This is a genomic window from Allosalinactinospora lopnorensis, from assembly GCF_000981225.1.
In the GTDB taxonomy this organism is placed as follows: Bacteria; Actinomycetota; Actinomycetes; order Streptosporangiales; family Streptosporangiaceae; genus Allosalinactinospora; species Allosalinactinospora lopnorensis.
Genome location: NZ_LAJC01000026.1, coordinates 40,895 through 65,708, shown reverse-complemented (window position 1 = coordinate 65,708; position 24,814 = coordinate 40,895). Strand labels below are relative to the sequence as shown.

At 67.6% G+C, this 24,814-nt stretch carries 20 protein-coding genes and 7 pseudogenes; 11 read left to right on the top strand and 16 right to left on the bottom strand.

Going from position 1 to position 24,814, the window contains the following annotated elements:
- Together VS93_RS11810 and VS93_RS11805 are read right to left on the bottom strand one after the other, a co-directional pair.
- Positions 1–217: pseudogene (locus VS93_RS11810) on the bottom strand (hypothetical protein); the annotation flags it as partial.
- Entirely contained in the window at positions 214–519 is a 306-nt protein-coding gene (locus tag VS93_RS11805; protein WP_156184790.1) for a hypothetical protein, read from the bottom strand. The pseudogene VS93_RS11810 and the gene VS93_RS11805, both read right to left, overlap by 4 nt.
- Before the next feature lie 212 nt (positions 520–731).
- Between VS93_RS11805 and VS93_RS11800 the strand changes: the two genes are divergently transcribed.
- Positions 732–1,550, top strand: a complete 819-nt coding sequence (locus VS93_RS11800; RefSeq protein ID WP_269082844.1) for a helix-turn-helix domain-containing protein — start codon at positions 732–734, stop codon at positions 1,548–1,550.
- Positions 1,551–1,565: 15 nt separating this feature from the next.
- The gene (locus VS93_RS11795) at positions 1,566–1,754 is read left to right on the top strand and encodes a DUF397 domain-containing protein (protein WP_046469990.1); all 189 of its coding nucleotides are present in this window, start codon (positions 1,566–1,568) and stop codon (positions 1,752–1,754) included.
- Between the two features lie 96 nt (positions 1,755–1,850).
- Here the strand turns inward: VS93_RS11795 and VS93_RS31530 are convergent, their stop codons facing one another.
- The 3 genes from VS93_RS31530 to VS93_RS11780 form a co-directional block, all read right to left on the bottom strand.
- Entirely contained in the window at positions 1,851–2,363 is a 513-nt protein-coding gene (locus tag VS93_RS31530) for a tetratricopeptide repeat protein (RefSeq protein WP_394298816.1), read from the bottom strand.
- A 5-nt stretch (positions 2,364–2,368) separates the two neighbouring features.
- Positions 2,369–4,009: an ATP-binding protein gene (locus tag VS93_RS11785; protein ID WP_052745701.1), complete on the bottom strand. Its 1,641-nt coding sequence runs from the start codon at positions 4,007–4,009 to the stop codon at positions 2,369–2,371.
- A gap of 134 nt (positions 4,010–4,143) precedes the next feature.
- Complete coding sequence (locus tag VS93_RS11780; RefSeq protein ID WP_156184789.1) at positions 4,144–4,434, bottom strand: hypothetical protein; 291 nt, start codon at positions 4,432–4,434, stop codon at positions 4,144–4,146.
- Positions 4,435–4,612: 178 nt separating this feature from the next.
- Here VS93_RS11780 and VS93_RS11775 point away from each other — a divergent pair.
- Together VS93_RS11775 and thiC are read left to right on the top strand one after the other, a co-directional pair.
- Positions 4,613–5,478 (top strand): annotated as a pseudogene (locus VS93_RS11775) (SOS response-associated peptidase).
- 233 nt (positions 5,479–5,711) lie between these two features.
- A pseudogene (thiC, locus tag VS93_RS11770) lies at positions 5,712–7,375 on the top strand (phosphomethylpyrimidine synthase ThiC).
- Positions 7,376–7,460: 85 nt separating this feature from the next.
- Here thiC and VS93_RS11765 read toward each other — a convergent pair.
- On the bottom strand, positions 7,461–8,294 hold the full coding sequence (locus tag VS93_RS11765; RefSeq protein ID WP_046470005.1) for a class I SAM-dependent methyltransferase: 834 nt from the start codon (positions 8,292–8,294) through the stop codon (positions 7,461–7,463).
- A gap of 416 nt (positions 8,295–8,710) precedes the next feature.
- Here VS93_RS11765 and VS93_RS11760 point away from each other — a divergent pair, with 416 nt between their 5' ends.
- The 5 genes and pseudogenes from VS93_RS11760 to VS93_RS11740 all read left to right on the top strand — a co-directional run bounded on the left by VS93_RS11760 (position 8,711) and on the right by VS93_RS11740 (position 13,306).
- The gene (locus VS93_RS11760) at positions 8,711–9,355 is read left to right on the top strand and encodes a sigma-70 family RNA polymerase sigma factor (RefSeq protein ID WP_046469987.1); all 645 of its coding nucleotides are present in this window, start codon (positions 8,711–8,713) and stop codon (positions 9,353–9,355) included.
- On the top strand, positions 9,352–9,636 hold the full coding sequence (gene rsrA / locus VS93_RS11755; RefSeq protein ID WP_046469986.1) for a mycothiol system anti-sigma-R factor: 285 nt from the start codon (positions 9,352–9,354) through the stop codon (positions 9,634–9,636). The genes VS93_RS11760 and rsrA overlap by 4 nt, the downstream gene beginning before the upstream one ends.
- A 727-nt stretch (positions 9,637–10,363) precedes the next feature.
- Positions 10,364–11,712: pseudogene (locus tag VS93_RS11750) on the top strand (HD-GYP domain-containing protein).
- Between the two features lie 56 nt (positions 11,713–11,768).
- Positions 11,769–13,010 (top strand): HD-GYP domain-containing protein, encoded by a 1,242-nt coding sequence (locus tag VS93_RS11745; protein ID WP_236700495.1) that lies wholly within the window; start codon positions 11,769–11,771, stop codon positions 13,008–13,010.
- Between the two features lie 83 nt (positions 13,011–13,093).
- Entirely contained in the window at positions 13,094–13,306 is a 213-nt protein-coding gene (locus VS93_RS11740; RefSeq protein ID WP_046469985.1) for a biotin/lipoyl-binding carrier protein, read from the top strand.
- Between the two features lie 89 nt (positions 13,307–13,395).
- Here the strand turns inward: VS93_RS11740 and VS93_RS11735 are convergent, their stop codons facing one another.
- Both VS93_RS11735 and VS93_RS11730 read right to left on the bottom strand, forming a co-directional pair.
- The gene (locus tag VS93_RS11735) at positions 13,396–15,063 is read right to left on the bottom strand and encodes an acetolactate synthase (protein ID WP_046469984.1); all 1,668 of its coding nucleotides are present in this window, start codon (positions 15,061–15,063) and stop codon (positions 13,396–13,398) included.
- A 148-nt stretch (positions 15,064–15,211) separates the two neighbouring features.
- Entirely contained in the window at positions 15,212–15,955 is a 744-nt protein-coding gene (locus tag VS93_RS11730; protein WP_046470003.1) for a GntR family transcriptional regulator, read from the bottom strand.
- Positions 15,956–16,116: 161 nt separating this feature from the next.
- Here VS93_RS11730 and VS93_RS11725 point away from each other — a divergent pair, with 161 nt between their 5' ends.
- On the top strand, positions 16,117–17,667 hold the full coding sequence (locus tag VS93_RS11725) for a sensor histidine kinase (RefSeq protein WP_046469983.1): 1,551 nt from the start codon (positions 16,117–16,119) through the stop codon (positions 17,665–17,667).
- A 110-nt stretch (positions 17,668–17,777) separates the two neighbouring features.
- Here the strand turns inward: VS93_RS11725 and VS93_RS11720 are convergent.
- Together VS93_RS11720 and VS93_RS11715 are read right to left on the bottom strand one after the other, a co-directional pair.
- A pseudogene (locus VS93_RS11720) lies at positions 17,778–18,033 on the bottom strand (WhiB family transcriptional regulator).
- Positions 18,034–18,376: 343 nt separating this feature from the next.
- Positions 18,377–19,311, bottom strand: a pseudogene (locus tag VS93_RS11715) (diacylglycerol/lipid kinase family protein).
- Positions 19,312–19,381: 70 nt separating this feature from the next.
- Between VS93_RS11715 and VS93_RS11710 the strand changes: the two are divergent.
- A complete protein-coding gene (locus VS93_RS11710) occupies positions 19,382–19,786 on the top strand; it encodes a hypothetical protein (RefSeq protein WP_173434299.1) in 405 nt (134 codons plus the stop codon).
- An 18-nt stretch (positions 19,787–19,804) separates the two neighbouring features.
- Here VS93_RS11710 and VS93_RS11705 read toward each other — a convergent pair whose 3' ends face one another.
- The 6 genes and pseudogenes from VS93_RS11705 to VS93_RS11680 form a co-directional block, all read right to left on the bottom strand.
- Positions 19,805–20,563 (bottom strand): RNA polymerase sigma factor SigF, encoded by a 759-nt coding sequence (locus tag VS93_RS11705; protein ID WP_173434298.1) that lies wholly within the window; start codon positions 20,561–20,563, stop codon positions 19,805–19,807.
- 41 nt (positions 20,564–20,604) lie between these two features.
- Entirely contained in the window at positions 20,605–21,030 is a 426-nt protein-coding gene (locus tag VS93_RS11700) for an ATP-binding protein (RefSeq protein ID WP_046469981.1), read from the bottom strand.
- A gap of 144 nt (positions 21,031–21,174) precedes the next feature.
- Positions 21,175–21,657: pseudogene (locus tag VS93_RS11695) on the bottom strand (N-acetyltransferase family protein); the annotation flags it as partial.
- An 85-nt stretch (positions 21,658–21,742) separates the two neighbouring features.
- Complete coding sequence (locus VS93_RS11690; RefSeq protein ID WP_046469980.1) at positions 21,743–22,555, bottom strand: amino acid ABC transporter ATP-binding protein; 813 nt, start codon at positions 22,553–22,555, stop codon at positions 21,743–21,745.
- The gene (locus tag VS93_RS11685) at positions 22,552–23,520 is read right to left on the bottom strand and encodes an amino acid ABC transporter permease (protein WP_082126824.1); all 969 of its coding nucleotides are present in this window, start codon (positions 23,518–23,520) and stop codon (positions 22,552–22,554) included. Before VS93_RS11685 ends, VS93_RS11690 begins: the two co-directional genes overlap by 4 nt.
- A 6-nt stretch (positions 23,521–23,526) precedes the next feature.
- Positions 23,527–24,486: an ABC transporter substrate-binding protein gene (locus VS93_RS11680; RefSeq protein ID WP_046469978.1), complete on the bottom strand. Its 960-nt coding sequence runs from the start codon at positions 24,484–24,486 to the stop codon at positions 23,527–23,529.
- Between the last annotated feature and the right edge of the window lie 328 nt (positions 24,487–24,814).

The window sequence follows — 24,814 nt, the reverse complement described above, 5'->3', positions numbered from 1 at the left end:
GATAGCAGACGCGCTCACCCGAGACCAGGGCGGTGGCCTGGTAGGTGAGGCTGTGCCAGTCCTCCTCGGCCACAGTGATGGGAACGTCCATGGCGCTCGCCCAGTCCTGAAGCTCAGCGAAGTCACCGGCCATGCGGACGGCGGGCAACGGGGCGCCGTCGCGCTGCCGGGGCACCACGTACAGCGGCCGGCGGCCGGGCTGGATGCTCGTGCTCACCGTCCCACCCCCGCCGCCTCGCCGCGCCGGGCTAGCAGGTCCCGTACCAGGGGTGCCAGGTCGGCGCGCACCCCATCGAGGCCATCGCCCCGGCGGCGTTCCCACTCCTCGTACCACGGGCCCACGATCCGGGTCCGCACGAACAACCCGTCCAGACCGCCAGGCCCGACAGGAGCACAGGGACGGAGCGCCATGATCGGCGCCCGCCGCGGTTCGGGCATCCGGCCGCGCTCATGCCGACCAGGCCGGGACGGCGCCACCAGCGCCACGAGCGGGATCAGCAGCAGACACAGCAATCTCATGAGAACACCCCAGGGGGTCGGGGCCGCTGGATGAGGGCGGCCGTGGATGAGTACGAGCTCTATCCTGTATTTAAAACTTTCGAATCGCAACTCTTATATCCTGATTTGTTGGCAGGTAGTTGCGAACCAGGAGTTGCGAAATGTCCGTTTCGGATCGAAACCGGGTAGCATCGACGGCAGCCAGTCAGGAGGTCGAGTTGAGCAGTCCGTCAGTGAGCCGTCGCCAGCTATCAGCGCAGATGCGCCGCAAGCGCCTCGGCGCGGGCTTGACGATTGAGAAGGCCGCCGAGACGCTTGAGTGGTCGATGACCAAGGTCTCCAACATTGAGACCGGGCGCTCGAAGAAGCCCGCTGTGACCGACATCCGACTGCTGCTGGACGTCTACGGTGTGGACGACGACCGCGAGCGGGAGACCATCCTCAATCTGACCCGCCAGTCACGTCAGCGGGGATGGTGGAACCGCTACGACGACGTCCTGACCGGCGCCTACACCTCTCTGGAAGCCGGTGCCACGAGCCTTCGGTCCTATGAACCGCTGTACATCCCCGGCCTTTTGCAGACCGCCGAATACGCCACGGCTGTCTGTCAGGCGACGCTGATCCGCGATCCCGACGACGTCCAACGTACCGTCGAGGCCCGGATGAAGCGCCAAGAGATCCTCATCGGCGAGGAGCCCCCCGAGTTGTGGGCCATCATCGACGAGCACGCCCTTCAGCTCTTGCGCGCGACGCCGGGCCTATTTTCCGCCCAAATCCAACAGCTCATCGAGGTCGCCGAAGCACCGAACAGCGTGACAGTGCAGGTGCTACCGGTAAGCGCAGGGCTGCATGCGGGCATGGGAGGCCCTTTTGCGATCCTGGACTATGGGGAACCGTCCGAAGCGATCGTGTTCCTGGAAAGCGACACCGACGGCCTGTATTTGGACCAGCCGAAGGAGATCGAACGGTACCGCCGCATCTTCGACCGGCTGTTGGCCAAGGCCCTGGACCCGGACGACGTTCCGGGTTACTTGCGAAACCTGACCGCCTAGAAAGAACCGACGATCATGTACTCATCCGTCGAGCTCGCGTTCCGCAAGTCGTCCTACAGCAATCCGCAGAACTGTGTGGAGGTGGCCGACCTCCCGGACGGTGCAGCAGTGCGTGACTCGAAGCACCCAGAGAAGGGGCACTTCTTCCTCCCGAAGACTGAGTGGGCAGCCCTTCTCGGTGTCGTCAAGTCCAGTGAGCTGTAACAATCGATGAAAAGAAGGAGGCCCCGGCATCGCGGGGCCTCCTTGTACTCATCCGCGGGCATGATACACCGGTACGGTTCCACCAGTCAGCACAGCTCACTTGGGCAGATCGTCGGAGCTTGCCTCCTGCAGGGCCTCCAACCGGGCTCGGGTCTGAGCCGCCCGTTCTGGATCCTCGGACTCGAATACGGAGAGGGCTGCCAGCCACGCCTCACGGGCCTCGGCAGTTTTGCCTTGATCGCTGAGGAGCCGGCCCAGATCGTCTGATGTGGTGGCCTCTCTCCAGTTGTCACCGGATTCTCGGAATATTTCCTGCGCCTGCCGCAAGGATTCGACGGCTTTGGTTGGATCATCGAGAAGCCGGTGCGTTGCGGCCAGTTCGACCAAGACCGCTGCTTGGCTCAGACGGTTGCTCAGGTTCGCAAATAAGCGATATGCGGCTCCCAGACTCTCTAGAGCCTCCTGGTAGCGTCCTGCAATGCGGTGGAGAATCCCTAGTCCGTATTCCGCTTCAGCCTGACCACCTTGGTCGTTGAGCTCTCGCCAGAGAGCCAGCGAGCGCTGAGCTGCCGCGTACGCTTCCTCCTGGCGTTCGAGTCTTCTGTAGATACCGCTCAGGTTGCTAAGTGCCAGGCTGCTCCCCAGTCGTCGTCAACTCGCTCCCACAGGTGAAGGGATCGATCGAAGCAAGTGAGAGCGTCGTCGACTTCTCCGCGTTCCCTATGGAAGACGCCTAGATCATTAAGAAGCGCTGCTTCCCCGTAATCCTCACCACTGCTCTGTGCAGCAGAAAGACCGATATTGTGAGTGTTTATCAGGATGGACCAGAGTCTGCGTAGACGGAAGTACGGCAAACATATTACAGGGAGCTTCCATGCCGCCGAATCCTTTCCTGCCTGAGCAGCGAACCGAACGACATCCGCGATATTCTGCGATTCAACGTCCAGCCATGAAAGGGCGTCTATGGTGCTGCTGAAATCCATGGCATGAACGGCGTCGCCCATAGGGGGTAGGGAGAGCGGGAATTGGCTAAAAGCCCTGACTCCCTCCCTCACAGCCGCGTCGGCACTGTGCAGGTACCAGCAGAAGAGCCGGTCCAGCGCGGCTTCGCGGTCTTCCTCGGGCTGGTCGTCCTCGGCGCGTTCGGTGGCGTAGGCGCGCAGCAGGTCGTGGAAGCGGTAGCGCTCGCGGGCGGTCTGCTCCAGCAGGTGGGCGCTGAACAGGGTTTCCAGCAGGCGGCGGGTCTTCGGCAAGGACATTCCCGCCAGGGCGGAGGCGGCGTGGGCGCTGATGTCGCCGCCCGGGTGCAGGCTCAGCAGGCGGAACATCCGCGCGGCCTCGGCCGGGAGCGCGATGTAGGACCAGGAGAACACCGCGCGGACGGACGCCTCATCGTCGTCGGCGCTGGAGAGCACGTCGAGCCGGTCGTGCTCGGCGGTCAGGTCCTCTACCAGGTCGGCCAGGGCACCGCCGGGGGTGTTCACCGCGCGTTCGGCCACGATGCGCAGCGCCAACGGCAGGTGGCAGCACAGCCGGACCAGTTCGGCGGCCGCCCCGGGTTCCTCGTCCACCCGGGTTCCGATGGCCGTGCGCAGCAGCGCCAGCCCTTCCTCCTCGCTGAGCAGGTCGAGTGACATGGCCTGTGCTCCTTCGCGGATACTGAGCCCGGCCAGCCGGCTGCGGCTGGTCACCAGGGCCAGACAGGTGGGTGCGGCGGGCAGCAGCGGGCGGACCTGCTCCACGCTGGCGGCGTTGTCCAGCACGACCAGCACCCGCCGCTCGTTGAGCACCGAGCGGTACAGCGCCGCCTGGGCCTCCACGTCGGCGGGGATCGCCCGGGAGGGAACGCCCAGCGCGTGCAGGAAACGCTGCAGCGCCTGCTCGGCGCTCACCGGCGGTCCGGTGTCGTAGCCGCGCAGGTTCACGTACAGGTCCCCGTCGGGGAAGCGCCCGCGTACCCGGTGGCCCCAGTGCATGGCCAGGGCGGTCTTGCCCGCCCCGGCGGTGCCCGCGATCGCCGAGATCACCACCGAGGAGGGGCGGTCCGCCTCCGCGTCCAGGTAGCCGTCCAGGCGGGCCAGTTCCAGGGCGCGGTTGACGAAGTGCGCCGTCGTCGCCGGAAGCTGGCGGGGGACCGGCGGCCGGGGCCGCTCCGGGGCATTCAGGTGGACATCGCCGCGGATCTCCCCGGCCTGCACCACGTTCTCACCGCTACCGCTGAACACGTTGCCCGAGGAGTGGTCCGCAACGGCCATGGAGGGACAACCACCGCCTATTCGGCTGAATACCGGCAAGCGGGGTACGGCCCGCGTTCCGGATCCGAGACTACGCCGCGATCACCGGGCCCCACACCACGTGACCGCATCCGGACACATGCCCCCAATCCCCATCACCCTCTATCGGCCATCGCCCCGATCGCGAGGAGGAGGGGCAGGGCCGCGCAGACGAACCCGTTCAGGGCCGTGCCGGTCACGGCCCACGTGGCGGCCCTGCGGTTCGTCCTCGGGGTCCGCGTCATGGCGATGACGCCGAGGATGAGACCGACGAAAGGCGGGACGATGAGGAAGCAGCAGCCCAGCAGGCTGGCCGCGCCGATGATGACGCTGGCCGTGGCGTAGCCGCTGGGGCGGCCGTCCGGAACAGGCATAGGGGGCGGAGGGGGCGGAGGGGGGAAAGCCACCGGCCACTGCCTTTCGTCGTAGTCGGGATGCCGGGCGTGCGCGGATCCGCGGTGCCGGTCTTCATTGTCATACGTGGCGACCTCCCGCGACACCGGGCCGGGCGGACGATCGCGGTGCCGGTCGCCGCTCTCGCCTTCCTCGCTTCGCGGAGGTGGGTCGCGGTGCGAAACTGGTGGTATGTGCGGTCGTTATGCGCAGGCGCGCAACCGGCATCAACTGCGGTTGGCGTTCGACGTCCCGGAGGTCGGCGAACCGGCAGGGGAGAAGGGGCGCGACCCGCGGGCGTGGCCGCCGCTGGAGGAGCTGCGGCCCGACTACAACATCTCCCCGGGGGCGTCCGTCTACGCCGTGCTCGGGACCCCGCCCAATGAGGCATGCCAGGGCCGGGCCGGCCCGCAGTCGCTGCACGCGCTGCGCTGGGGGCTCGTGCCGTCTTGGGGCAAGGACAGCAACGTCGGCTACAAGATGATCAACGCGCGCAGCGAGACCGTCGCGGAGAGGCCCGCCTTCCGCACGGCGTTCGCCCGGCGCCGCTGCCTGCTCCCGGCCGACGCTACTACGAATGGCAGTTGCTGCCCGAAGACGTTCCGGCCGCCGCCGAGCCCGGCACGTCACCGGCCACCGACCCCGGTCACAAGCGCCGCAAGGCCAGGGCGAGGAAGCTCCCCTACGCGGTCCACTACGCGGACGGCGCCCCGCTCGCGCTGGCCGGACTGTTCGACCGGTGGCGCAACCCCGAGCTGCCCGAGGAGGACCCGGCCGCCTGGCTGTGGAGCTGCGCCGTCATCACGGCGGAGGCCGCGCCGGAGCTGAGCCACATCCACGAGCGGATGCCCGTCGTCGTCCCGCGCGGCGAGTGGGACACCTGGCTCGACCCGAACGCCGACCTGCCCGCCCTGCAGCACGTCATGGCGTCGACACCGGCGGGCGACTTCGCGGTCCACCGGGTGAGCGACGCGGTCAACAGTATCCGCAACAACGGCCCCGAACTGCTGGAACCGGTGGACGAGGAGCCGCCCTCGGAGGGCGAGACGCTGTTCTGAAGGGGGAGGGCCTGGATCGGTCCGGTAGTGCACAGGTAAGGTGGCCTCGGTCATATGATCGCCGGCACCCACGCGATGGGTGCCGCACGCTGTGACGACAGCGTGGACACACGAGAAATGAAAACCGCGGGAGCTCGCGCCATGGCGGGCTGAGAGGGCGGCTGTCCCTGGAGGGGACGGGTGCCGCCGACCGCAGAACCTGTTCGGGTAATTCCGACGTAGGGAGGCATGCCTTGACGGCGCTTGACGACCGTAGTGTCCAACCCACCGTGACCTCCGGCCCCATCAAGGCTCGGAGAAGGTCTACCACGAGATCGAGGACCCGGGATCCGGACAGACGCTCCGGATTCCGCATCGGCGGGTTGGACTCAGCAATGGCAGCCACATTGACCTGTACGACACCTCAGGCCCATACACCGACTCCTCTGTGACCATCGACGTGCACGCGGGGCTGCCCCGTTCGCGCGAGGACTGGATCAACGGCCGCGACCCCGTCAAGGGCGCGGTCACCCAGCTGGCCTACGCGAAGGCCGGCGTCATCACCCCGGAAATGCGCTTCATCGCCGCCCGCGAGGGCATGGATCCGGAGTTCGTCCGCTCCGAGGTCGCCATCGGCAGGGCGGTCATCCCGCTCAACCGCCGGCACCCGGAGTCCGAGCCGATGATCATCGGTAAGAACTTCCTGGTGAAGGTGAACGCCAACATCGGCAACTCCGCTGTCTCCTCCTCGGTGGAGGAGGAGGTGGAGAAGATGGTGTGGGCCACCCGCTGGGGCGCCGACACGATCATGGACCTTTCCACCGGCAAGCGGATCCACGAGACGCGCGAGCGGATCATGCGCAACTCGCCGGTGCCGGTCGGCACCGTGCCGATCTACCAGGCGCTGGAGAAGGTCAACGGCGACCCGGCCGAGCTGACCTGGGAGATCTACCGCGACACCATCATCGAGCAGGCCGAGCAGGGCGTGGACTACATGACCGTGCACGCCGGTGTCCTGCTCCGCTACGTCCCCCTCACCGCGCGGCGTGTCACCGGCATCGTCTCGCGCGGCGGCTCCATCATGGCGGCCTGGTGCCTGGCGCACCACAAGGAGAGTTTCCTCTACACGCACTTCGAGGAGCTCTGCGAGATCCTCCGCGAGTACGACATCACGTTCTCGCTGGGGGACGGGCTGCGGCCGGGGTCCATCGCCGACGCCAACGACGAGGCGCAGTTCGCCGAGCTGCGCACGCTCGGAGAGCTCACGCACATCGCGCGGGCGCACGACGTCCAGGTGATGATCGAGGGCCCGGGGCACGTCCCCATGCACAAGATCGCCGAGAACGTGCGGCTGGAGGAGGAGCTGTGCGGCGAGGCCCCCTTCTACACGCTGGGACCGCTGGCGACCGACATCGCCCCCGGCTACGACCACATCACCTCGGCCATCGGCGCGGCGCAGATCGGCTGGTACGGAACAGCGATGCTGTGCTACGTGACGCCTAAGGAACACCTGGGGCTGCCCAACCGGGACGACGTCAAGACCGGTGTGATCACCTACAAGATCGCCGCGCACTCCGCCGACCTGGCCAAGGGGCACCCGCGGGCGCAGGAGTGGGACGACACACTCTCCCAGGCGCGCTTCGAGTTCCGCTGGCAGGACCAGTTCCACCTGGCGCTGGATCCGGAGACGGCGCAGTCCTTCCACGATGAGACGCTTCCGGCCGAGCCCGCCAAGACCGCGCACTTCTGCTCGATGTGCGGACCCAAGTTCTGCTCGATGAAGATCACGCAGGACGTCCGCAAGTACGCCGAGGAGAACGGCCTGTCGACGGTGGCCGCGATCGAGAAGGGTATGCAGAACAAGTCCGCGGAGTTCGCGGACCAGGGCAAGCGGGTCTACCTCCCGATAGCGGAGTAGCCGGACAGAGCGGGTTCCCCGGTGGCCTGGCCACCGGGGAACCCGCTCTACTGTATGGGCGGTTCCTCCGCCGGGGCGTGGACCGTCAGCCGGGTTTCCTGGCGCTCGCGATCAGGTGCACGCCCACGTAGTCGTCGGAGTCGGTCGCCTTGAGCTCCATCTCGACCAGCCTGTTCAACGCCTGCGGATCGCCCTTGGCCATCATGGTCTCCACGGTGGAGGCCGATAGCACGGTCCGGGGCTTGATCCATTCGGGTTCCAGGCCGGCCTCGGTCAGCAGCTCGGTCAGCTGCTCGGCGGTGAAGCAGCGCGTGATGGACCCGTCGGGCCAGGGGACCAGAAGAACATCCGCGCTGGGCGCGTGGCTCAGCTCCGGCCAGCAGTCCTGCTCGGCGAGCAGCGCCATGCCCAGAACAACGGAGTCGACGCACAACAGCGTGCGTCCACCGGGGCGCAGCACGCGGGCGATCTCGGTCAGCGACGCCTCGGTGGCGAGGTGCCGGGAGAGGATCCGGTTATCGGCGAGGACACCGTCGAAGACGTCGGAACCGAAGCTCGACAGGAACATCGTCTCGCCCACGACCTGCCGCAGCCGTCCCGGGGAGCCACGGGGCGGTCTCGGCGCGTGCCCGTTGATCAGCGTGAGCTGGCGCCGCCGCGTCATCTCCGCAGAGGGCAGCAACGTGACGACGTCATGACCCGCGGTCGTCGCACGCTGGGCGCCGCGGAAGTCCGGGCTGGACAGGTCCAGGATGCGTCCTGGAGACCTAGGGAGCCAGCGTGCGAGCTGCGCGCCGGCCACCGCCCAGTAGAACCGCCAGTACGCCGACAGCGAGTCGGTCGTGGCGAAGTGGGCCGCAGGCGAACGGTCCGGCTGCGGGGCGGTTCCCGATTCGGCGGCCGTTCCGGGTGCTGATATGCGGGCCGCGGAGTCGGAGGACGGTCGCACACTCGCTCCTCTCCACGCCTTCCAAGAAAGTTTTACCCGTACTCTTCCACGCTTCACCTGCCGGGCTCAGCCGAAAACGCAAGTTCGGCGGGTACGTCGACGCACGCCGGCCGGAATCAGCGGCACCGGGCCGTTGTTGAGACGTGGCATCACTGCACGACGGGCCGTCCCCAGAGTAACCAGGACCGTCTCTGACTCTCACGGGGATGTCAATGGCGCGTCGATAAGGAGGTTGAGGCGGATCTATGCCGGCTGCCACAGATAGCCCGCGGGAAGCACGCCCGGACACGCGTCCGTCTGGTGTGGATGTGCGGTCCGCGCCGTTCGAGTCGTATCGTGAGATTACGGTTGCTCCACGGGAGACCAGCACAAGGAGGCCGGCGGGCTTGGATCAGGTCGAGGAGACAGTCGACGAGCGTGGAGCTCGGTTCGAACGGGATGTACTGCCGTACTTGGATCAGCTGTACTCGGCAGCCCTGCGGATGACACGCAACCCGTCCGACGCCGAGGACCTCGTCCAGGAGACATTCGCGAAGGCGTTCGGTTCGTTCCACCAGTTCAAGGAAGGAACGAACCTCAAGGCGTGGCTCTACCGGATTCTCACCAACACCTTCATCAACTCCTATCGCAAGAAGCAGCGGGAGCCGAAGCAGGCCGGCACCGAGGACGTCGAGGACTGGCAGCTCGCCCAAGCGGCGTCGCACTCGTCCAGTGGGCTGAAGTCCGCAGAGGCCGAGGCACTCGAGCACCTGCCCGACACCGACGTCAAGCGTGCGCTGCAGGAGCTGCCCGAGGACTTTCGGATCGCCGTCTACCTTGCAGACGTCGAGGGCTTCGCCTACAAGGAAGTCGCCGAGATCATGGACACTCCGATCGGGACTGTGATGTCGCGGCTGCACCGCGGTAGACGCCAGCTGCGCTCGCTGCTGGAGGGGTACGCGGTGGACCGCGGAATCCTCGAGGAGGCGGAGCGCGACTCCATGGCGTTGGAGGCGTCTCAAGGTGGGGTAAATCGGAGGGACCAACGATGAGCTGTGGAGGACCGCACGCTACACCCTGTAGCGAGGTACTGGCCAAGGTCTATGCCTACATCGACGGCGAGCTCGAAGAGACCAGTTACACGGAGATCCGCGTCCACCTCGACGAGTGCTCGCCGTGCCTGGAGGAGTACGGCCTGGAAGAGGTCGTCAAGAAATTGGTCGCCAAGCACTGCGGGCATGATACGCCCCCCAGTGACCTGCGAAGCAAGGTTCTGAGCCGGCTTGAGGCGGCCAGGGCGGATCTGAGGATCCGGGAGGCGCACGCCGAGTAGCGGAAATCCGCAGACGTGAATTATCGGGACAGGGCGGACAATGGCCGCAATGGCGGCGGTCGATGACATCGGCCGCCGTCTTGGTGTATCCGGACATTGTGCTGGTTTCGCCTCCGAAGGGTCTTCGTATTTTGGAGAAGGGTCCCGTCCCGCCACGGGCGCACGGGGGCGACACGCCGATGGGATACAGGATTTTTAGTCCGGTCAGATCGGCTCACCGGAAGAGCCGATACATCTCGCCCCTGTTAATTGCCGCTACTTAGAGTGACTGCAGCCTGGTCGTGTCAACTGGGATTCTATCCGTCCTCCTCGGGGTGGGGGGCGTTTCCGTTCCCGGCGTGTTTTCGTCGGGGACTGCGTAGCGTCACATGGCGCACTTCTAATTAAATTAGTATTTCCGTAGTTTGAAAATCTGCTCGGAGATGTTTTCCCGAGTTCGTCTCGGCAGTTCGGGAAGAAGGAATCGGACGGCTCTTGTGCACCGTTAAACTGGCCGTCAATCCACCGTATGGGGTAATTCGCGTGCCGGGTCCCGGCATTTAGGTGGGGCCCGGTTCAGGGAAGGGGAGAGGCGGAATGTTCATGAGCGTACTGATCGTGCAGCTCGTTTACCTGGTAATCAACGCCGTATGGCTCATCGCGACGGTCTCCGGGTGGTCGTGGTGGTAGAACGGAACAAGTGAAACCGTGACAGTTCGGTCGCCAACGGGGCAGGAGGTGCCGGGGAATGCGTTCGCTTCCTCTGGCGGCGCGTTTGTACGTCGGCCTCGTCGCCTTGAGCGCGGCCGTCATCGTTCTTCTTGGCCGTTATGACGAGATCGACCCGGCGACGTTGATCCTGGTCGCGATCCTGTTCGTGATCGCGGAATCCATTAGCACGATGGTCGACAGCGGAAAGGCCGGCATCTCCCCGAGCTCGTCGGCGTCCCTGGCGGCCGTCGTGTTGGTGGGGCCTGTCGGCGCCGCTGTGGTGGGCTTCTCCTCATGTCTGATCTTCCGGCGCCAGAGCATCGTCAAACGCGTGTTCAACGGCGCCCAATTCGCTCTCGCCGGGTACCTGGCGGGCAAGGTCTTCCTGCTACTGGGGGGTGGAATCGGGGTTCCCGAACGCGGGGACTTCCCCTGGATCGTGCTCCCCTTCACCGCCGCGATCCTGGCGCACACGGTCGTCAACGCCGCGCTCGTCGCCGGACTCATGTGGTGCCTGGGCGTCGTGCGCATCCAGCGGCCGCACAAGATCCGCTGGCGCCCGCTGGCCACCCTGGAGCTCTCCTCGATCGGCTACGGGACGCTGGGCCTGTTCATCGCCGCGATCTGGGGGGTGGTCGGGCCCTTCGCCGTGCTCCTGGTACTGCTGCCGCTGTTCATCGCGCGCTGGACCTTCGACCAGTACATCGCCGAGCAGCGTGCGCACGACGCCACTCTCGCGACTCTCTGCCAGGCCGTCGAGACCAAGGACTACTACACGCGCGGCCACTGCATGCGGGTTTCCAAGGCGTCCGGATGATCGCCCAGGAGCTGGGTATGCACGCCGAACGCGTGCAGACCATCCGCTACGCCGGGATGCTGCACGACGTCGGGAAGCTCGGGGTGCCCACGAAGGTGCTGCAGAAGTCCGGTCGGCTCACCGAAGAGGAGTTCGCGGCCATCCAGCTGCACCCGATGCGCGGGTATGAGATCGTCCGGGAGATCGGCTTCCTCGACGAGGCCCTCGCCGGGATCATGCACCACCATGAGCGCATGGACGGCCGGGGGTACCCGATGGGCCTGGCGGACAAGGAGATCCCGGAGTTCGCCCGGATCATCTCGGTGGCCGACGCCTTCGACTGCATGACCTCCACGCGCTCCTACCGCAAGGCGCGCTCCGTCGAGGAGACGATCGCCGAGCTGCGCCGCTGCGCCGGAACGCAGTTCGACCCGGTGATGGTGGACGCCCTGATCAGCGCGGTCGGCCGCGACGGCTGGGAGACTCCCGACATCGTCGAGCCGCCCGATGACGATATCGCGGAGATCGCCCAGCAGGACCACGACGACCCAAGCGTCCCGCTCCGTCTCACAGAGGAGGCCGAGCGGTGATAACGCTGGGTTCTGCGAACGAGGCGCCGCAGCGCCGCTGGCAGCAGAATAGCCGGATCAACCCGACGCGATCGCTAGTGATCATCGTTGCGGCGGTGTGCGCCGGCGGCTCGCTGCTGTGGACGCTCTTCACCGGGTTCGTGGAGCCGAACGCCGCGCTCGCCTTCGGCGCGCTCATCGCGGCCGGCGAGCTGGCCCGCATCACACTGCCCGGCCATCGCGAGATCGCGCCGATCGCGTCGGCCGGCGCCCTCGGCTACACCTTCCTGCTCGACATCGGCGGGGAACCGGTCCACCATTCGGCCTGGCAGGCCATCGCCCTGGTCGCCCTCGGTCTCGCCTTGGGGGAGTTACCGCACATCGCTGTCGGGCGCGGCCCCCGCTGGAGCGACCTCGCCCGCCGCGTGCTGATCGTCGTGGTGATCGCGCTGGTGTTCCGGCCCTTCGCCGAGCAGGTGGTCCCCGAGTCCGGCCGCTGGTGGCTCGTGCTGTCCGTGATGGCCGGCCTGGTCATGATGGCGTGGGTGATCGACTCCGGTATCGCCGCGGCGATCCGGGCCGAACGGTTGCGGACCCGGCTCAACGTGGCGTTCCGCGACGAGCTGCGGGCGCAGTTCGCGATCGGTATGGCCATCGGCTCCTCGGGCATCCTCATAGCCCTGGCCAGCACCGTGACCGGGCTCGCGGGGCTGCTGGTGTTCACCGCCCCGCTCCTGGTCACACAGGTGGCGTTCCGGCGCTACGCCGAGATCCGGTTCACCTACCTGCAGACCGTGCGCGCGTTGTCGCGTGTCACCGAGGTCGGCGGGTACGTGGAGACGGGCCACTCCCGCCGGGTGAGCCGACTGGCCGGAGAGATCGGCTGCGAGATGGGTTTGCGGGAGTCGGAGCTGCTGGAGCTGGAGTACGCCTCGCTGATGCACGACATCGGGCAGCTCTCCCTCCGCTCGCCGATCGCCAGTGGGGCGACGGTGCTCGCCTCGCCGCGCGAGCAGCGTCGGATCGCCGAGCTCGGGTCGGCGGTGATCCGGGAGACCGGGGTGCTGGACTCCGTCGCCGAACTGGTCCGCCGCCAGTGCGAGTCGTGCCACGGCGACGGGGACGAAGGCCCGCCGCCGCTGGGCAGCCGTATCATCAAGGTCGCCAACGCGTTCGACGACCTCGTGGGGGAGTCCACCGACCGCGAGCGGACCGAGGCGGTGCTGCAGCGGCTGTGCATGGACGCCGGTCACGAGTACGATCCCGCTGTCGTCGAGGCGATGGCCCGGGTGCTCGATCGGCCGACACCCCGGTGGTGACCGGGAGTTCTACCTGCGGGTACTGCCGTAAGATCAGCCCCGTCGGGTAGGAAGCAGTCACCGGGTAGGAAAAGGGGCGCGAGATGGCGGAAATCCGCGCGGAAATGGTCGCGAACGTCTTCAAGGTGACGGCGGCCCCCGGCGACGAGCTTGAGGAGGGGGACGCGGTGGTGATCCTGGAGTCCATGAAGATGGAGATCCCGGTTCTGCTCGAAGAGCCGGGCCGGATCGTCAGCGTCGACGTCTTCGAGGGCGACGTCGTGCAGGAGGGCGACCTCCTGGCGGTGGTCGGCTAGCGTTTCCGTTCCGCCGGTCCCGGCGGAACCGGTCCCAGCGCTCGCCGGGGCACCGGTTCCGCCGAGAGTGGCGACGGAGGCACTGGCCGTTAGACCCCCATCGTCTTCCGCGGGTAGACGTTCTCCGGGTCGGTGGCGATGTTGACCATGTACGGCACGCCCGAATCGAAGGCGCGGCGCAGAGCAGGGCCGATCTCACCGGGATCGGTGACCAGCTCCCCGCCGCCGCCCAGCGCGCGGACGACCTCGTCGTAGCGGGTCTGCGGGGCCAGTTCGGCGACCACGTCGTAATCGTAGATCATCTGCATCGGCGCCTTCTCCAGGCCCCAGATCCCGTTGTTACCGCAGATCATGACCACGGGCAGCTCGTGCCGGACCAGCGTGTCCACATCCATCAGCGAGAACCCGGCCGCGCCGTCGCCCATCAGCGTCACGACCTGCGCGGACGGGCGGGCCAGCCGGGCGGCGATGGAGTAGCCCATCCCCGTTCCCAGGCAGCCGAACGGGCCCGGGTCGAGCCAGGTGCCGGGCTGGCGCGGTTCGACGTATTTGCCGGCGTAGGAGACGAAGTCGCCGCCGTCGCCGATCACCACAGCGTCGTCGTCCAGTATCCGGTTGAGCTCGCCGTAGATCCGGGCGGGGTGGATCGGGTCGGCGTCGCTGGCGAGCGCTTCGGTGTCGTCCCCGGACGCCGCGGCCGCCGCCTCGGCGAGGGTGCCGCGCCACCGGCCGACCCCGGGGCCGGGCTTGGCGGTGTCGCCGATGCTCCGCAGGATGGCCGACAGGTCACCGCAGGCCGAGCCGGCCAGTGTCAGGTGGGTCGCGACCTGGCCGGGGGAGTCGGCGATGTGCACCACCTTCGCCAGTGGGGCGCCGTCCCTTCCGCCGAACAGGCCGTGGCCGAGGCGGAAGTCCAACGGTGTCCCGACCACCACGACCAGGTCGGCCTGGCCGAACGCCGTTCCGCGCGCGCGGGCGGCCAGCAGCGGATGGCCCGCGGGCAGCACACCGCGTCCCTGGCCGTTGGTGATGACGGGCAGGCCGAGCTCTTCGGCCACCTCAAGGGCGGTGCGCTCGGCGCCGTCGAGCCAGACATCGGAGCCGTAGACCAGGACCGGGCGCTCCGCCTCACTGATCAGCCGGGCGATCTCCTGGACCCGGTCGGGGTCGGCGGCGCGTTCCGCGGGAGCGGCGGCCCCTTTGACCTCGACCTCCGCCTGGTCGTAGAGCCGGTCCATCGGTATGTCCAGGAAAACGGGGCCGCGGTGGGCGGTGTTGGCCAGGGTGAACGCCTCGTCCACGTCCACGCCGATCTCGTCGGTGCCGTGCACGGTCCGGGCGCGCTTGGTGATCGTCTCCAGCAGCGGCGGCTGGTCGAGCTCCTGGAGGAGTCCCTGCCCCCAGCGGCCGTCCGGGGCGCGGCCGCCGATGAGGACCATCGGCGAGCCGTTGAAGTGCGCCGTGGCGACGCCGCTGACGCCGTTGGTGACGCCGGGGCCCGCGGTGACCACGGCCAGGCCCGCCCGGCGGGTGAGCTTGCCGATCCCCTCGGCGCCGAACACCGCGGTCTGCTCGTGCCGGACGTCCAGCAGCCGCATCGTCGGATCGGGCCGCACCGCGCCGTCGTAGAGGGGGAACACGTGCCCGCCGCTCAGCGTGAACATCGTGTCGACGCCGTGGTGCCGTGCCGCGGCGACGGCGTGCGATCCTCCGTGGCCCGTGAGGCGGCCGGTGAACGGGGGCGGGGACGGGGGCATAACACTCTCCTTAGGCGCCTTGCCGGACACCTCCATAACTTACCAGTCAGTAGGGTCGGGGGTGAGCCAGTCCACACTTCCCGAGCGGGGAGTCTCGGGGCCGGCTCCCACCGATCTTGAGCATTGCGTTCCTTCCCGGCGGAGCGCCTCACTCCTCCGCCGGGGGGCGCAGGCGGGTGACGAACTTGTACCGGTCGCCGCGGTAGAGCGAACGCACCCACTCCACCGGGTGGCCCTCCGCGTCGAAGCTGTGCTGGCAGTGCAGCACCAGCGGCAGGCCGACGTCGACCCCGAGCAGCCGGGCCTCGTTCGGTGTGGCCAGCACGGTCTCGATGGACGCCTCGGCCTCGGCCAGTCGGACGTCGTAGGCCCTGGCCAGCGCCTCGTACAGCGACGCGAAGCGCTCAAGCTGGCGGCGCAGCCCGGGGAACCTGCGCGCCGCCAGGTGCGCGGTCTCCACCGCCATGGGTTCGCCGTTGGCCAGCCGCAGCCGTTCGATCCGCAGCACCCGGCCGCCGGAGCGGATCGCCAGCAGTTCGGCCAGGTGGTCGTCGGCGTTGATGTAACTCACATCGAGGATGCGGGTCGCCGGGTGCAGACCGTGCGAGCGCATCTCCTGGGTGTAGCTCGTCAACTGCAGGACCTGCGCCACCTTGGGTTTGGCGACGAAGGTTCCCTTGCCCTGGATGCGGAGCAGCCGGCCTTCGACCACCATCTCGGTCAGGGCCTGCCTGACCGTGGTTCGCGACGTGCCGAACTGGGTTGCGAGCGCGCGTTCCGGGGGCACCGGATTGCCCGCGGGCATCGCCTCGATCAGGTCCAGAAGCTGCTTCTTGACCTGGTAGTACTTGGGGACACGGGGATTCTCCTCGAGCGTTCGCTGACCCGTCACGTCGGCTTCCTCCACCACTTCCCACCCCGTTCGGCGACTCGTCGCGTCCTCGCCGGGTCGGGCCCCGGGTCGGCTGCGGGCTGCCGAACCGGCTGCCATTGGTTTGGACCACTGGTCGAGTCCGTCCCTTGAGTATGCCCTCAACCATGGATGATTTGTGAGTGCCTCACCTCAGCGATCTGATCCGGCGCTACACGGCGCTCAAAACGGGCGACCTCGAGTGGTTCCACTCGCTGGTCTCCGACTGGCAACTGCTCGCTGACCTGTCGTTCGCCGACCTGGTGCTCTGGGTGCGGTTGCGCGACGACACCGGCTGGGTCGCGGTCTCGCAGATGCGCCCGACCACCGGGCCGACCGCCTTCCAGGACGATCTGGTGGAGACCATTCTCCGGGATGACCCGGCGGGAACCGCGGGCGGGAGTGGCCGGACACGTCCCAGCAGCAAGCGCGTCCTGATCGACCACGCGTGGCGCGAGGGCCGGATCTGCCGCGAGGGCGATCCGGACTGGTCCGGAGGCGTGCCCGTCCGGGAGGAGACGATCCCGGTCCGCCGCGACGGGCGGCTGATCGGTGTGATCCAGCGCAGCACCAACCTCAGCGCGGCGCGCACGCCCAGCCGCCTGGAGCTCACCTACCTGCAGAGCGCCAGCGACCTGGCGCAGATGATCGCGGAGGGCGAGTTCCCGTTCAGTGACCAGGGTCCGCTGATGGTGCGCTCGCCGCGCGTCGGCGACGGTCTGCTCCGGCTCGACCAGGACGGAGAGGTCATCTACGCCAGTCCCAACGCGCTGTCGGCCTACCGCCGTCTCGGACTCGCGGCGGACCTGGTGGGCGCCCGGCTGGACCGGACCACCCTGGACCTCGCCGCCGCGGGGGACGCCCGGGACGAGGTGCTCACCTGGACCGCGGGTGGCCGCGTCCCGCAGGAGGCCGAGGTGGAGGCGCGCGGCTCGACGGTACAGCTGCGTTCGATCCCGCTGGTCATCGGGGGAGTCCGGATAGGCGCGCTGGTCATGGTCCGAGACGTGACCGAGCTGCGCAGGCGTGAGCGCGAGCTCATGACCAAGGACGCGACGATCCGGGAGATCCATCACCGGGTCAAGAACAACCTGCAGACGGTGGCGGCGCTGCTGCGCCTGCAATCGCGGCGGTTGCGGCACCCCGAGGGCAGGGCGGCGCTCGACGAGGCCGTGCGCAGGGTGGGGTCGATCGCGATCGTGCACGAGATGCTCTCGCACACCCCGGACGAGGTCGTGGACTTCGACGACATCGCCGACCGGGTGATCGAGATGGCCGCTGAGGTCTCCTCGACCGGGGATCCGGTGGAGCCGCACCGGGTGGGCCAGTTCGGTCTGCTATCGGCGCTGGTCGCGACACCGCTGTCGATGGTGCTGGCCGAGCTGGTGCAGAACGCGGTGGAGCACGGTCTCGACTACGGTCCGGGTCGGATCGAGGTGCGGGTGTACCGGGAGGACGCCCGTCCCGACGAGGAGGAGAACGGGAGCCGACTGCTGGTCGAGGTGAGTGACGACGGCGGGGGGCTGCCCCCGGAGTTCGACATCGACGACACGGCGAGCCTGGGACTGCAGATCGTGCGTACCCTGATCGTGGGGGAGCTCGGCGGGCAACTGGAGATCAAGCCGCAGGAGAGCGGGGGAACAAAGGTCTCGATCGAGCTCCCGGTCGAACGGGATGTAGAGTCCTACGTGTGAAGTGGATTACCGTCCCTGTCCCCCCGCGGCCCCGGGCGTCGTCGTACCGCTGGTGGACGCCCGGACTCGGCCGCCGGAAGATGGGGTTCTCGGGTAGCGGGTGCGCGGCTTCAGACGGCGGTGCGCAGCATCGGACGCGAGGTGCGGCGGCGCTTGATCGCACGGCGCTCGTCCTCGCTCATGCCGCCCCAGACACCGCTGTCCTGCCCGCTCTCAAGTGCCCACTGCAGGCAGGAGCTGCTCACGGGACAACTCCGGCATACCTCTTTGGCTTCCTCGATCTGGATCAGTGCCGGACCGGAATTCCCGATAGAAGAACAGCTCCGGGTCTTCGTCACGGCAGGCGGCGTGGTAGCGCCAGTCCATGCGGTCCACTCCTCACGTGAAGCAATCTGGGGGACGTGCCCTTGTGAACAAATTCACGAAGTTGACGATGCTTCAGGGCCACGCCGTTGTCGGTCCCCGTTCCGTGTCGCTGAACGAGCGCGGTGATACCAGTCTGATCCGACAGTCCCAGCGGCGCCGCCGAGTCAGTGTCGGGGTGCGGGCTGTGACCGCGGATTCATTCGTTTTACTCGTCCGTAACGTGCGGCGACACTTTTGACTGTGGCAGGGTTGACGGACGGGCGCAAGGGTGAGGATTGTCTATCTGCGACAACGCGATGTCGTGTGCATCACATGCGGTATGACCTGCATGCTTTGCCCTGACTTAGCCGAATATTCGTAATACCTTCGGTATCGAGTGGAAATTGACCCGTTTGCGGGGTCCGAGGTATTCACCGTCGATCTGGAACGCTCGGGGATGGTGCGAACTGATCGTTAAGGTGTCCTCGTCATGCCACCCGACGTATCCGCGGCCGTGCGGCGGAACCCCCTTACGCGACATCATCCGCAGCAGTAGCCGTGCCGTCGTCACCGTGTGCACCTGGGTGAGCGCGAACGCGTCGAGGCCGAGCTGGAAACCGGAGCGCGGTGTCGGCTGGACCGGAACCGAACCGGCGTAGGTCCACGGTGTGGTGTTGGTCACCAGCGCGGAGTACAGCCCGCTTACCGGGTCGTGTCCGGGAACCTCGACCCGCAGCGACGGGGCGCGGACGTCGCCGCGCAGGAACAGCTTCAACGCGGTGCCCGCGTACAGCGAGGGCGACGCGCGGCGGCCGGCCAGGCGCTGCCGCTCCACCTCCTGAACGACTTCGGCGTCCCAGCCGAACCCGGCGCAGAAGGTGAAGTAGCGGTCGTCCTCCTCACTGGAGATCCGACCGAGTCCGACCGTGCGCTGGCGGCCGGACCGCAGCGCCTCCAGCACGGCGCCCGTCGCCTCCACGGGGGCGCCCGGAAGTCCGAGTGCCCGGATGAAGACATTGGCGCTTCCGCCGGGAAGGGCGGCGAAGCTGGGGCGTGTGAACTCGGCCGGTGTGGCGAGCAGTCCGTTGACGACTTCGTTTATCGTCCCGTCCCCACCGAGGCTGACCACCAGCTCGTATCCTGCTGCGGCGGCGTCGGCGGCCAGTTCCCGGGCGTGGCCGCGGTACTCGGTGTGCGCGACGTGCAGTTCGACGTCACGCGCGATGCTCCCGTGATCACGTCCCGGGCGCGGGGCGTGGTGGCGGTCGCCTGGGGATTGACGATGAAGAGGGCGCGCACCCGCGACAGTGTAATGATCATTTCCACTGGGTGGGCGGCTCGGGTGCGGGGAGGCCGATATCCTCGAAGTGTGTCGCCGCGTCCCGTCACCATCGTCCTCGCGGCCGCTGTGGAAGCCCTGGTCGGGTTGGTCCTCGCGGCGGGAGGACTCTACGTCCTGTACAACACGCCCCTGGGGAGGGCGGGTGATGTCTCCGCGGCCCTTCCACTGGCGGTCCTGGCGTTCGGGGCCGCGGCCGCTGTCGGCTACGCCGCGTGGGGGCTGTTCGAACTGCGGGACTGGGCACGGACACCGGTGCTGCTGACGCAGATCTTCGTGCTCATCATCGCCTACTACATGTGGACCAGCGAACAGTACGCGCTCAGCGTGGGCATGGCGCTGGTCGCCGCGGCCGGGGCCGCACTGGTACTGGCGCCGTCGACCACCGCCACCTTGTTTTCCGGTGAGCGGGGGAGGCGGGACCGGACGAATTGAGATCCTCCGGCCTGGCGGTCATTCCTCGGTGGTCAGCGCCTGGCGCAGTTGCGCCAGCGTGCGGGCCAGCAGACGCGAGACGTGCATCTGCGAGATCCCGAGCTCCTGGGCGATCTGCGACTGGGTCATGTTGCCGAAGAAGCGCAGCAGCAGGATGCGCTTCTCCCGTGGAGGTAGCTGCTCCAGCAGGGGCTTGAGCGACTCGCGGTACTCCACCCCCTCCAGGGAGTCGTCCACGATACCGAGCGAGTCGGCCACCGCGGGAGCGTCCTCGTCGCCGCTGTCGGGAGCGTCGAGCGACACCGTGGAGTAGGCGTTCGCGGACTCCAGGCCCTCGAGCACCTCCTCCTCGGTCATCTGCAGGTGCTCGGCGAGTTCGTGGACTGTCGGCGCGCGCCCCTCGCGCTGCGAGAGGTCGCTCACCGCCTTGGTGAGCGAGAGCTTCAGTTCCTGCAGTCGGCGGGGAACGCGAACCGCCCAGCCCTTGTCGCGGAAGTGCCGCTTGATCTCACCTACGATGGTGGGTGTCGCGTAAGTGGAGAACTCGACCCCGCGATCCAGGTCGAACCGGTCGATCGACTTGATCAGGCCGATCGTCGCGACCTGTGTGAGGTCGTCGAGCCATTCGCCGCGGTTGCGGAAGCGCCGTGCCAGGTACTCGACCAGGGGCAGATGCAGCTCCACGAGCTCGTCGCGGATGCGCTGCCGTTCCGGTGCGTCCGGCGGCAGCTCGCCCAAACGCTCGAACAGCTCTCGTGCACGGGCCCGGTCAGGCACAGAGTACTCCGTCTTCGCTGTCAGAGCGGGCCCCCTTTCGCTCACGCCGACTCCACCGCGTCGCGATGTTTGTGCAGAACGATGGTCACGCGGTCGTCGGGGCCGGCATGTGCGCTGACATCGCCGGCCAGTGCCGAGAGCACGGTCCAGGCGAAGGTGTCCCGGGCCGGCAGCCGGCCGTCAGCGGTCAGCACCGAAACAGCAACGCGCATCCCACCGCCGTTGAGTTCGAATTCGGTCGTCAGGTCCGTTCCGGGCAGCGCCTGGGAAAGCAGCATCGCACAGGCCTCATCAACCCCGATGCGGAGGTCCTCGATCTCATCCAGGGTGAAGTCGAGCCGCGCCGCGAGGCCTGCCGTGGCTGTGCGCAGAACCGAGAGGTACGCGCTGTCGGCCGGCATGCGCACGGTCACCGCGTCGCGTACTCCCATCGCGCCCGCCACTGGCGCCGCGGTTTCTTCAGTCACGTCCCTCCTTAGGGAAGCGAGATTTCCGCTTGAGAGCAATCTATCTTGTTTCCCCTAGCCTCCGGTGCACTCCGGTCCACGTCGTGTCCCGTCGCCTGGCCGCGGCAGGTCGGGAGATGGGCGGCGCGTTCCGGTACCGGTTCGGCGGCGGCCGAGTGAGGAGAGGGCGTCGCCGTCGAGCCGGAAAACGGTCCAGTCGTCCATCGGATGCGCGCCCAGGGGCCTGTAGAAGTCGATCGAGGGCGTGTTCCAGTCCAGCACCCACCATTCGAGCCGCGTGTAGTCTCGCTCGACGCAGATCGCGGCCAGCTCGGTGAGCAGGGCCTTCCCGTAGCCGTGGCCGCGTAGTTCCGGGCGTACGTAGAGGTCCTCAAGATAGATACCGTGGCGTCCGGTCCAGGTGGAGAAGTTCTTGAACCACAGGGCGAATCCGGCGACGACCGGTTCGCCCTCATCGGGTACGTGCTCGGCGATGTGGGCGAACACCGCGGGATCGCCGCAGAACAGGGCTTCCTTGAAATCGGCCTCCGTGGCCACCGCGGCATCGGGCTCCCTCTCGTATTCAGCCAGGTCGCGAACGAGGCGGTGGATCACGGGTACGTCGTCGGGACGGGCAGGGCGGATCACGGCGCTCCCCAAGGCAGAACACGAGGCTGACACGCCCCACGGTATCGGGCGCCGGCCGCGCGGCCGGCGCCCGAAAGGACGGGGTTCAAAGGACCTTCGACAGGAACGCCTGGGTGCGTTCGTGCCGCGGATTCGTCAGGACCTCGCGCGGTGGTCCCGACTCCACCACGACGCCCTCGTCCATGAAGACGAGCGTGTCGCCGACCTCGCGGGCGAAGCCCATCTCATGGGTCACCACGAGCATGGTCATCCCCTCACGGGCGAGGTCCCGCATCACGTCCAGCACCTCGCCGACGAGCTCGGGGTCGAGCGCGCTCGTGGGCTCGTCGAACAGCATGAGCTCCGGCCGCATGGCCAGGGCTCGGGCGATCGCCACGCGCTGCTGCTGACCGCCGGAGAGCTGGCGGGGGTAGGAGGCGGACTTGTCGGCCAGCCCCACACGGTCCAGTAGGGCCAGGGCGCGCTCCCGGGCCTCCTGCCTGCGTTCCCGCTTCACCTGCACCGGCGCTTCGATCACGTTGCCCAGCACCGACATGTGCGGGAAGAGATTGAAGTTCTGGAACACCATGCCGATACCGCGGCGCTGCGCGGCCACCTGGGTCTCGTGCAGCTCATAGAGCTTGCCCCGCCTCTGCCGGTACCCCATGAGCTCGCCGTTGACCCACAGCCGGCCGGCGGTGAGCTTCTCCAGGTGGTTGACGCACCGCAGGAACGTGGACTTGCCGGAGCCCGACGGTCCGACGACGCACATCACATCGCCGCGGTGCACCTCCAGGTCGATGCCGCGCAGCACCCGGAGGCGGCCGAAGGTCTTGTGCACGTTCTCGGCCACCACCATGCGGTCGTCGGTGGTAGCGGTCACGTGGTCGTCCGGGACCGTCGACGCGTTCTCACTCATGCGCCAGCCTTACTCTGCATCGCCTTCACACCGGTCTGCGCCTGGCGGTCCCCCTTTGTGAAGGAGCGTTCCAGGAAATACTGCCCGACCATCAGCAGGCTGGTGATCGCGAGGTACCACAGACAGGCGGCGACCAGCATCGGGAACAGGTTGAACGTCCGGTTGCCGACGGCCTGGAGCTGGAAGAACAATTCCGTTGTGAGCGGGATGGCCGACACCAGCGATGTGTCCTTGAGCAGCGCTATCGTCTCGTTTCCGGACGGGGGGACGATCACCCGCAGCGCCTGCGGCAGCGTGATGCGCCGCAGCACCTTGCCCCGGCTCATGCCCAGGGCCTGGGCCGCCTCCGTCTGGCCCTTGTCCACTGAGAGCAGCCCGGCGCGGACGATCTCGGCCATATAGGCCCCCTCGGAGAGAGCCAGCGCCAGAAACGCCGCCATGAACGCGGTGAGCAGGTCGTTCATCGGAACGGAGAAGAAGCGGGCGTCCCCGTCGAATCCGAGCCACGGCATCCAGTAGTTGTCGAAGGGCAGCCCGAACTCCAGATGCGAGTACAGGATGCCGAGGTTGCCGAACACCACGCACAGCACCAGGCGCGGCACCGCCCGGAAGAACCAGGTGTAGAGCCACGCCATGGCGACCAGGATCGGGTTCCCGGACAGCCGCATCACGGCCGCGATGATCCCGAGCAGGATGCCGATGGCCATGCACAGCACGGTCAGGATCAGCGTGGTCCGTACGCCGACGAGCACGGGCTCGGTGAACATGTTGTCGAGCATGAACGGCCAGTCGAACGCGTCGTTCGTGACCAGCATGTTGACCAGCATTCCGGCGAGGACCAGGAGGATCGCGGCGACTATCCACCGTCCGGGATACCGGACCGGTACCGCCTTGATCGGTTCGGGCTCGGGCCGCCCCGGCACCGGCTCTCCCGGGGGCCGGGGCGGTTCGGTGGTCGTACTCACATTCCCCTATTCCTCGGCCTCGTCATCTCCGCTGCCGTCTTCTGTGACATCCGGGTTGACTTCGGCCGTTTCGAGGAGCCCCTGTCCCGCGAGATCCCAGTTCCCGAGGATCTCGTCGTAGGTGCCGTCGTCCATGACGGCCTGGTAGCCGGCCGCGATGGCCTCGGCGAGCTCGGTCTCCTCCTTGGGGACGATCGCGCCGTAGGGGGCGGCCTCGTACTGCTCGCCCAGGGTCTCGAGCTGGTCGCCGGTCTGTTCGACGGCGTAGACGGCGACCGGCATGTCGGCGAGCCCGGCGTCGTTCCGGCCCGAGGTGATCGACTCGGTGGCCTGGTCCTGGCGCTCGTACTGCTGGACGTCGATCGCCGGTTCCCCGTCCTGCTCGCACTGCTCGCTGCGCTCTTCGATGTCGGGGACCTGGACGGTGTCCCGCTGCACGGCGATCCGCTTGCCGCAGGCGTTGTCTGGGTCGACGTTCTCCGGATTGCCCGCCGCGGTGAACCACTGGGTGCCGACGGTGTAGTAGCTCACCATGTTCACCTGCTCCAGGCGCTCCTCGTTGATGGTGAACGAGGAGACGCCCACGTCGTACTTGCCGGTGTCGACGCCTTCGACGATGGTGCCGAAGGTGGACTCCTCCCACTCGGTCTGCAGGCCGAGTTTGGCGGTGGCGGCGTCGAAGAGCTCCACGTTGAACCCGATGACGGTCTCCCCGTCGGCGTCCAGGAACTCCCCCGGTGCGTAACTGGGGTCCACCCCGACCGTGAGGGTGCCCTGTTCGCGGTACTGCCCGGGAACCATCTCTTCGAGTTCGGGGTCGGCCTCGACCTGCGGTGTGGCCTCTTCCTCCGCCTGGGTGCCCTCACCGTTTCCGCAGGCGGAGAGCGCCAGGGCGGCGGCGAGCCCGCCGGCGAGGATGCTTCCGGTCCGGAAGATCGAGGTGATCGGATGCTTCGACACGGCCATGTTCGGCCTCCTTGATCTGTGCTGAACGGCCGGCTGTGTCGCCCGACCGTTCATGCCCGTGACTGGGCACATAATCCAAACACGGCTTGTGACGTGGGATTACTATCGTCCCCAACCCGGATGAAGGCTGTGGTCACTGTTGTGAGAGGATTGGGTAACGGGTCAACCCCGTACACACGGCGGCGCTGAGCTCGCATAGGAGCCCAGCGGAGAGCACATTCCCTCCGAACCCCGGTCGCGACCGACCGTTGTGGTGGAACATCCCCTAGCATTCACCTCTCCGCGCGCTGTCTTTGGAGAAGCAGGCCGTCCGCGTCATGGCCGTCGC

Bases quoted from the DNA above. Each gene is read 5' to 3' on its own strand.
- VS93_RS11805 (WP_156184790.1), bottom strand. From the start codon at position 519: ATGAGATTGCTGTGTCTGCTGCTGATCCCGCTCGTGGCGCTGGTGGCG.
- VS93_RS11795 (WP_046469990.1), top strand. From the start codon at position 1,566: ATGTACTCATCCGTCGAGCTCGCGTTCCGCAAGTCGTCCTACAGCAAT.
- VS93_RS11785 (WP_052745701.1), bottom strand. From the start codon at position 4,009: ATGGCCGTTGCGGACCACTCCTCGGGCAACGTGTTCAGCGGTAGCGGT.
- rsrA (WP_046469986.1), top strand. From the start codon at position 9,352: ATGAGCTGTGGAGGACCGCACGCTACACCCTGTAGCGAGGTACTGGCC.
- VS93_RS11740 (WP_046469985.1), top strand. From the start codon at position 13,094: ATGGCGGAAATCCGCGCGGAAATGGTCGCGAACGTCTTCAAGGTGACG.
- VS93_RS11735 (WP_046469984.1), bottom strand. From the start codon at position 15,063: ATGCCCCCGTCCCCGCCCCCGTTCACCGGCCGCCTCACGGGCCACGGA.
- VS93_RS11690 (WP_046469980.1), bottom strand. From the start codon at position 22,555: ATGAGTGAGAACGCGTCGACGGTCCCGGACGACCACGTGACCGCTACC.
- VS93_RS11680 (WP_046469978.1), bottom strand. From the start codon at position 24,486: ATGGCCGTGTCGAAGCATCCGATCACCTCGATCTTCCGGACCGGAAGC.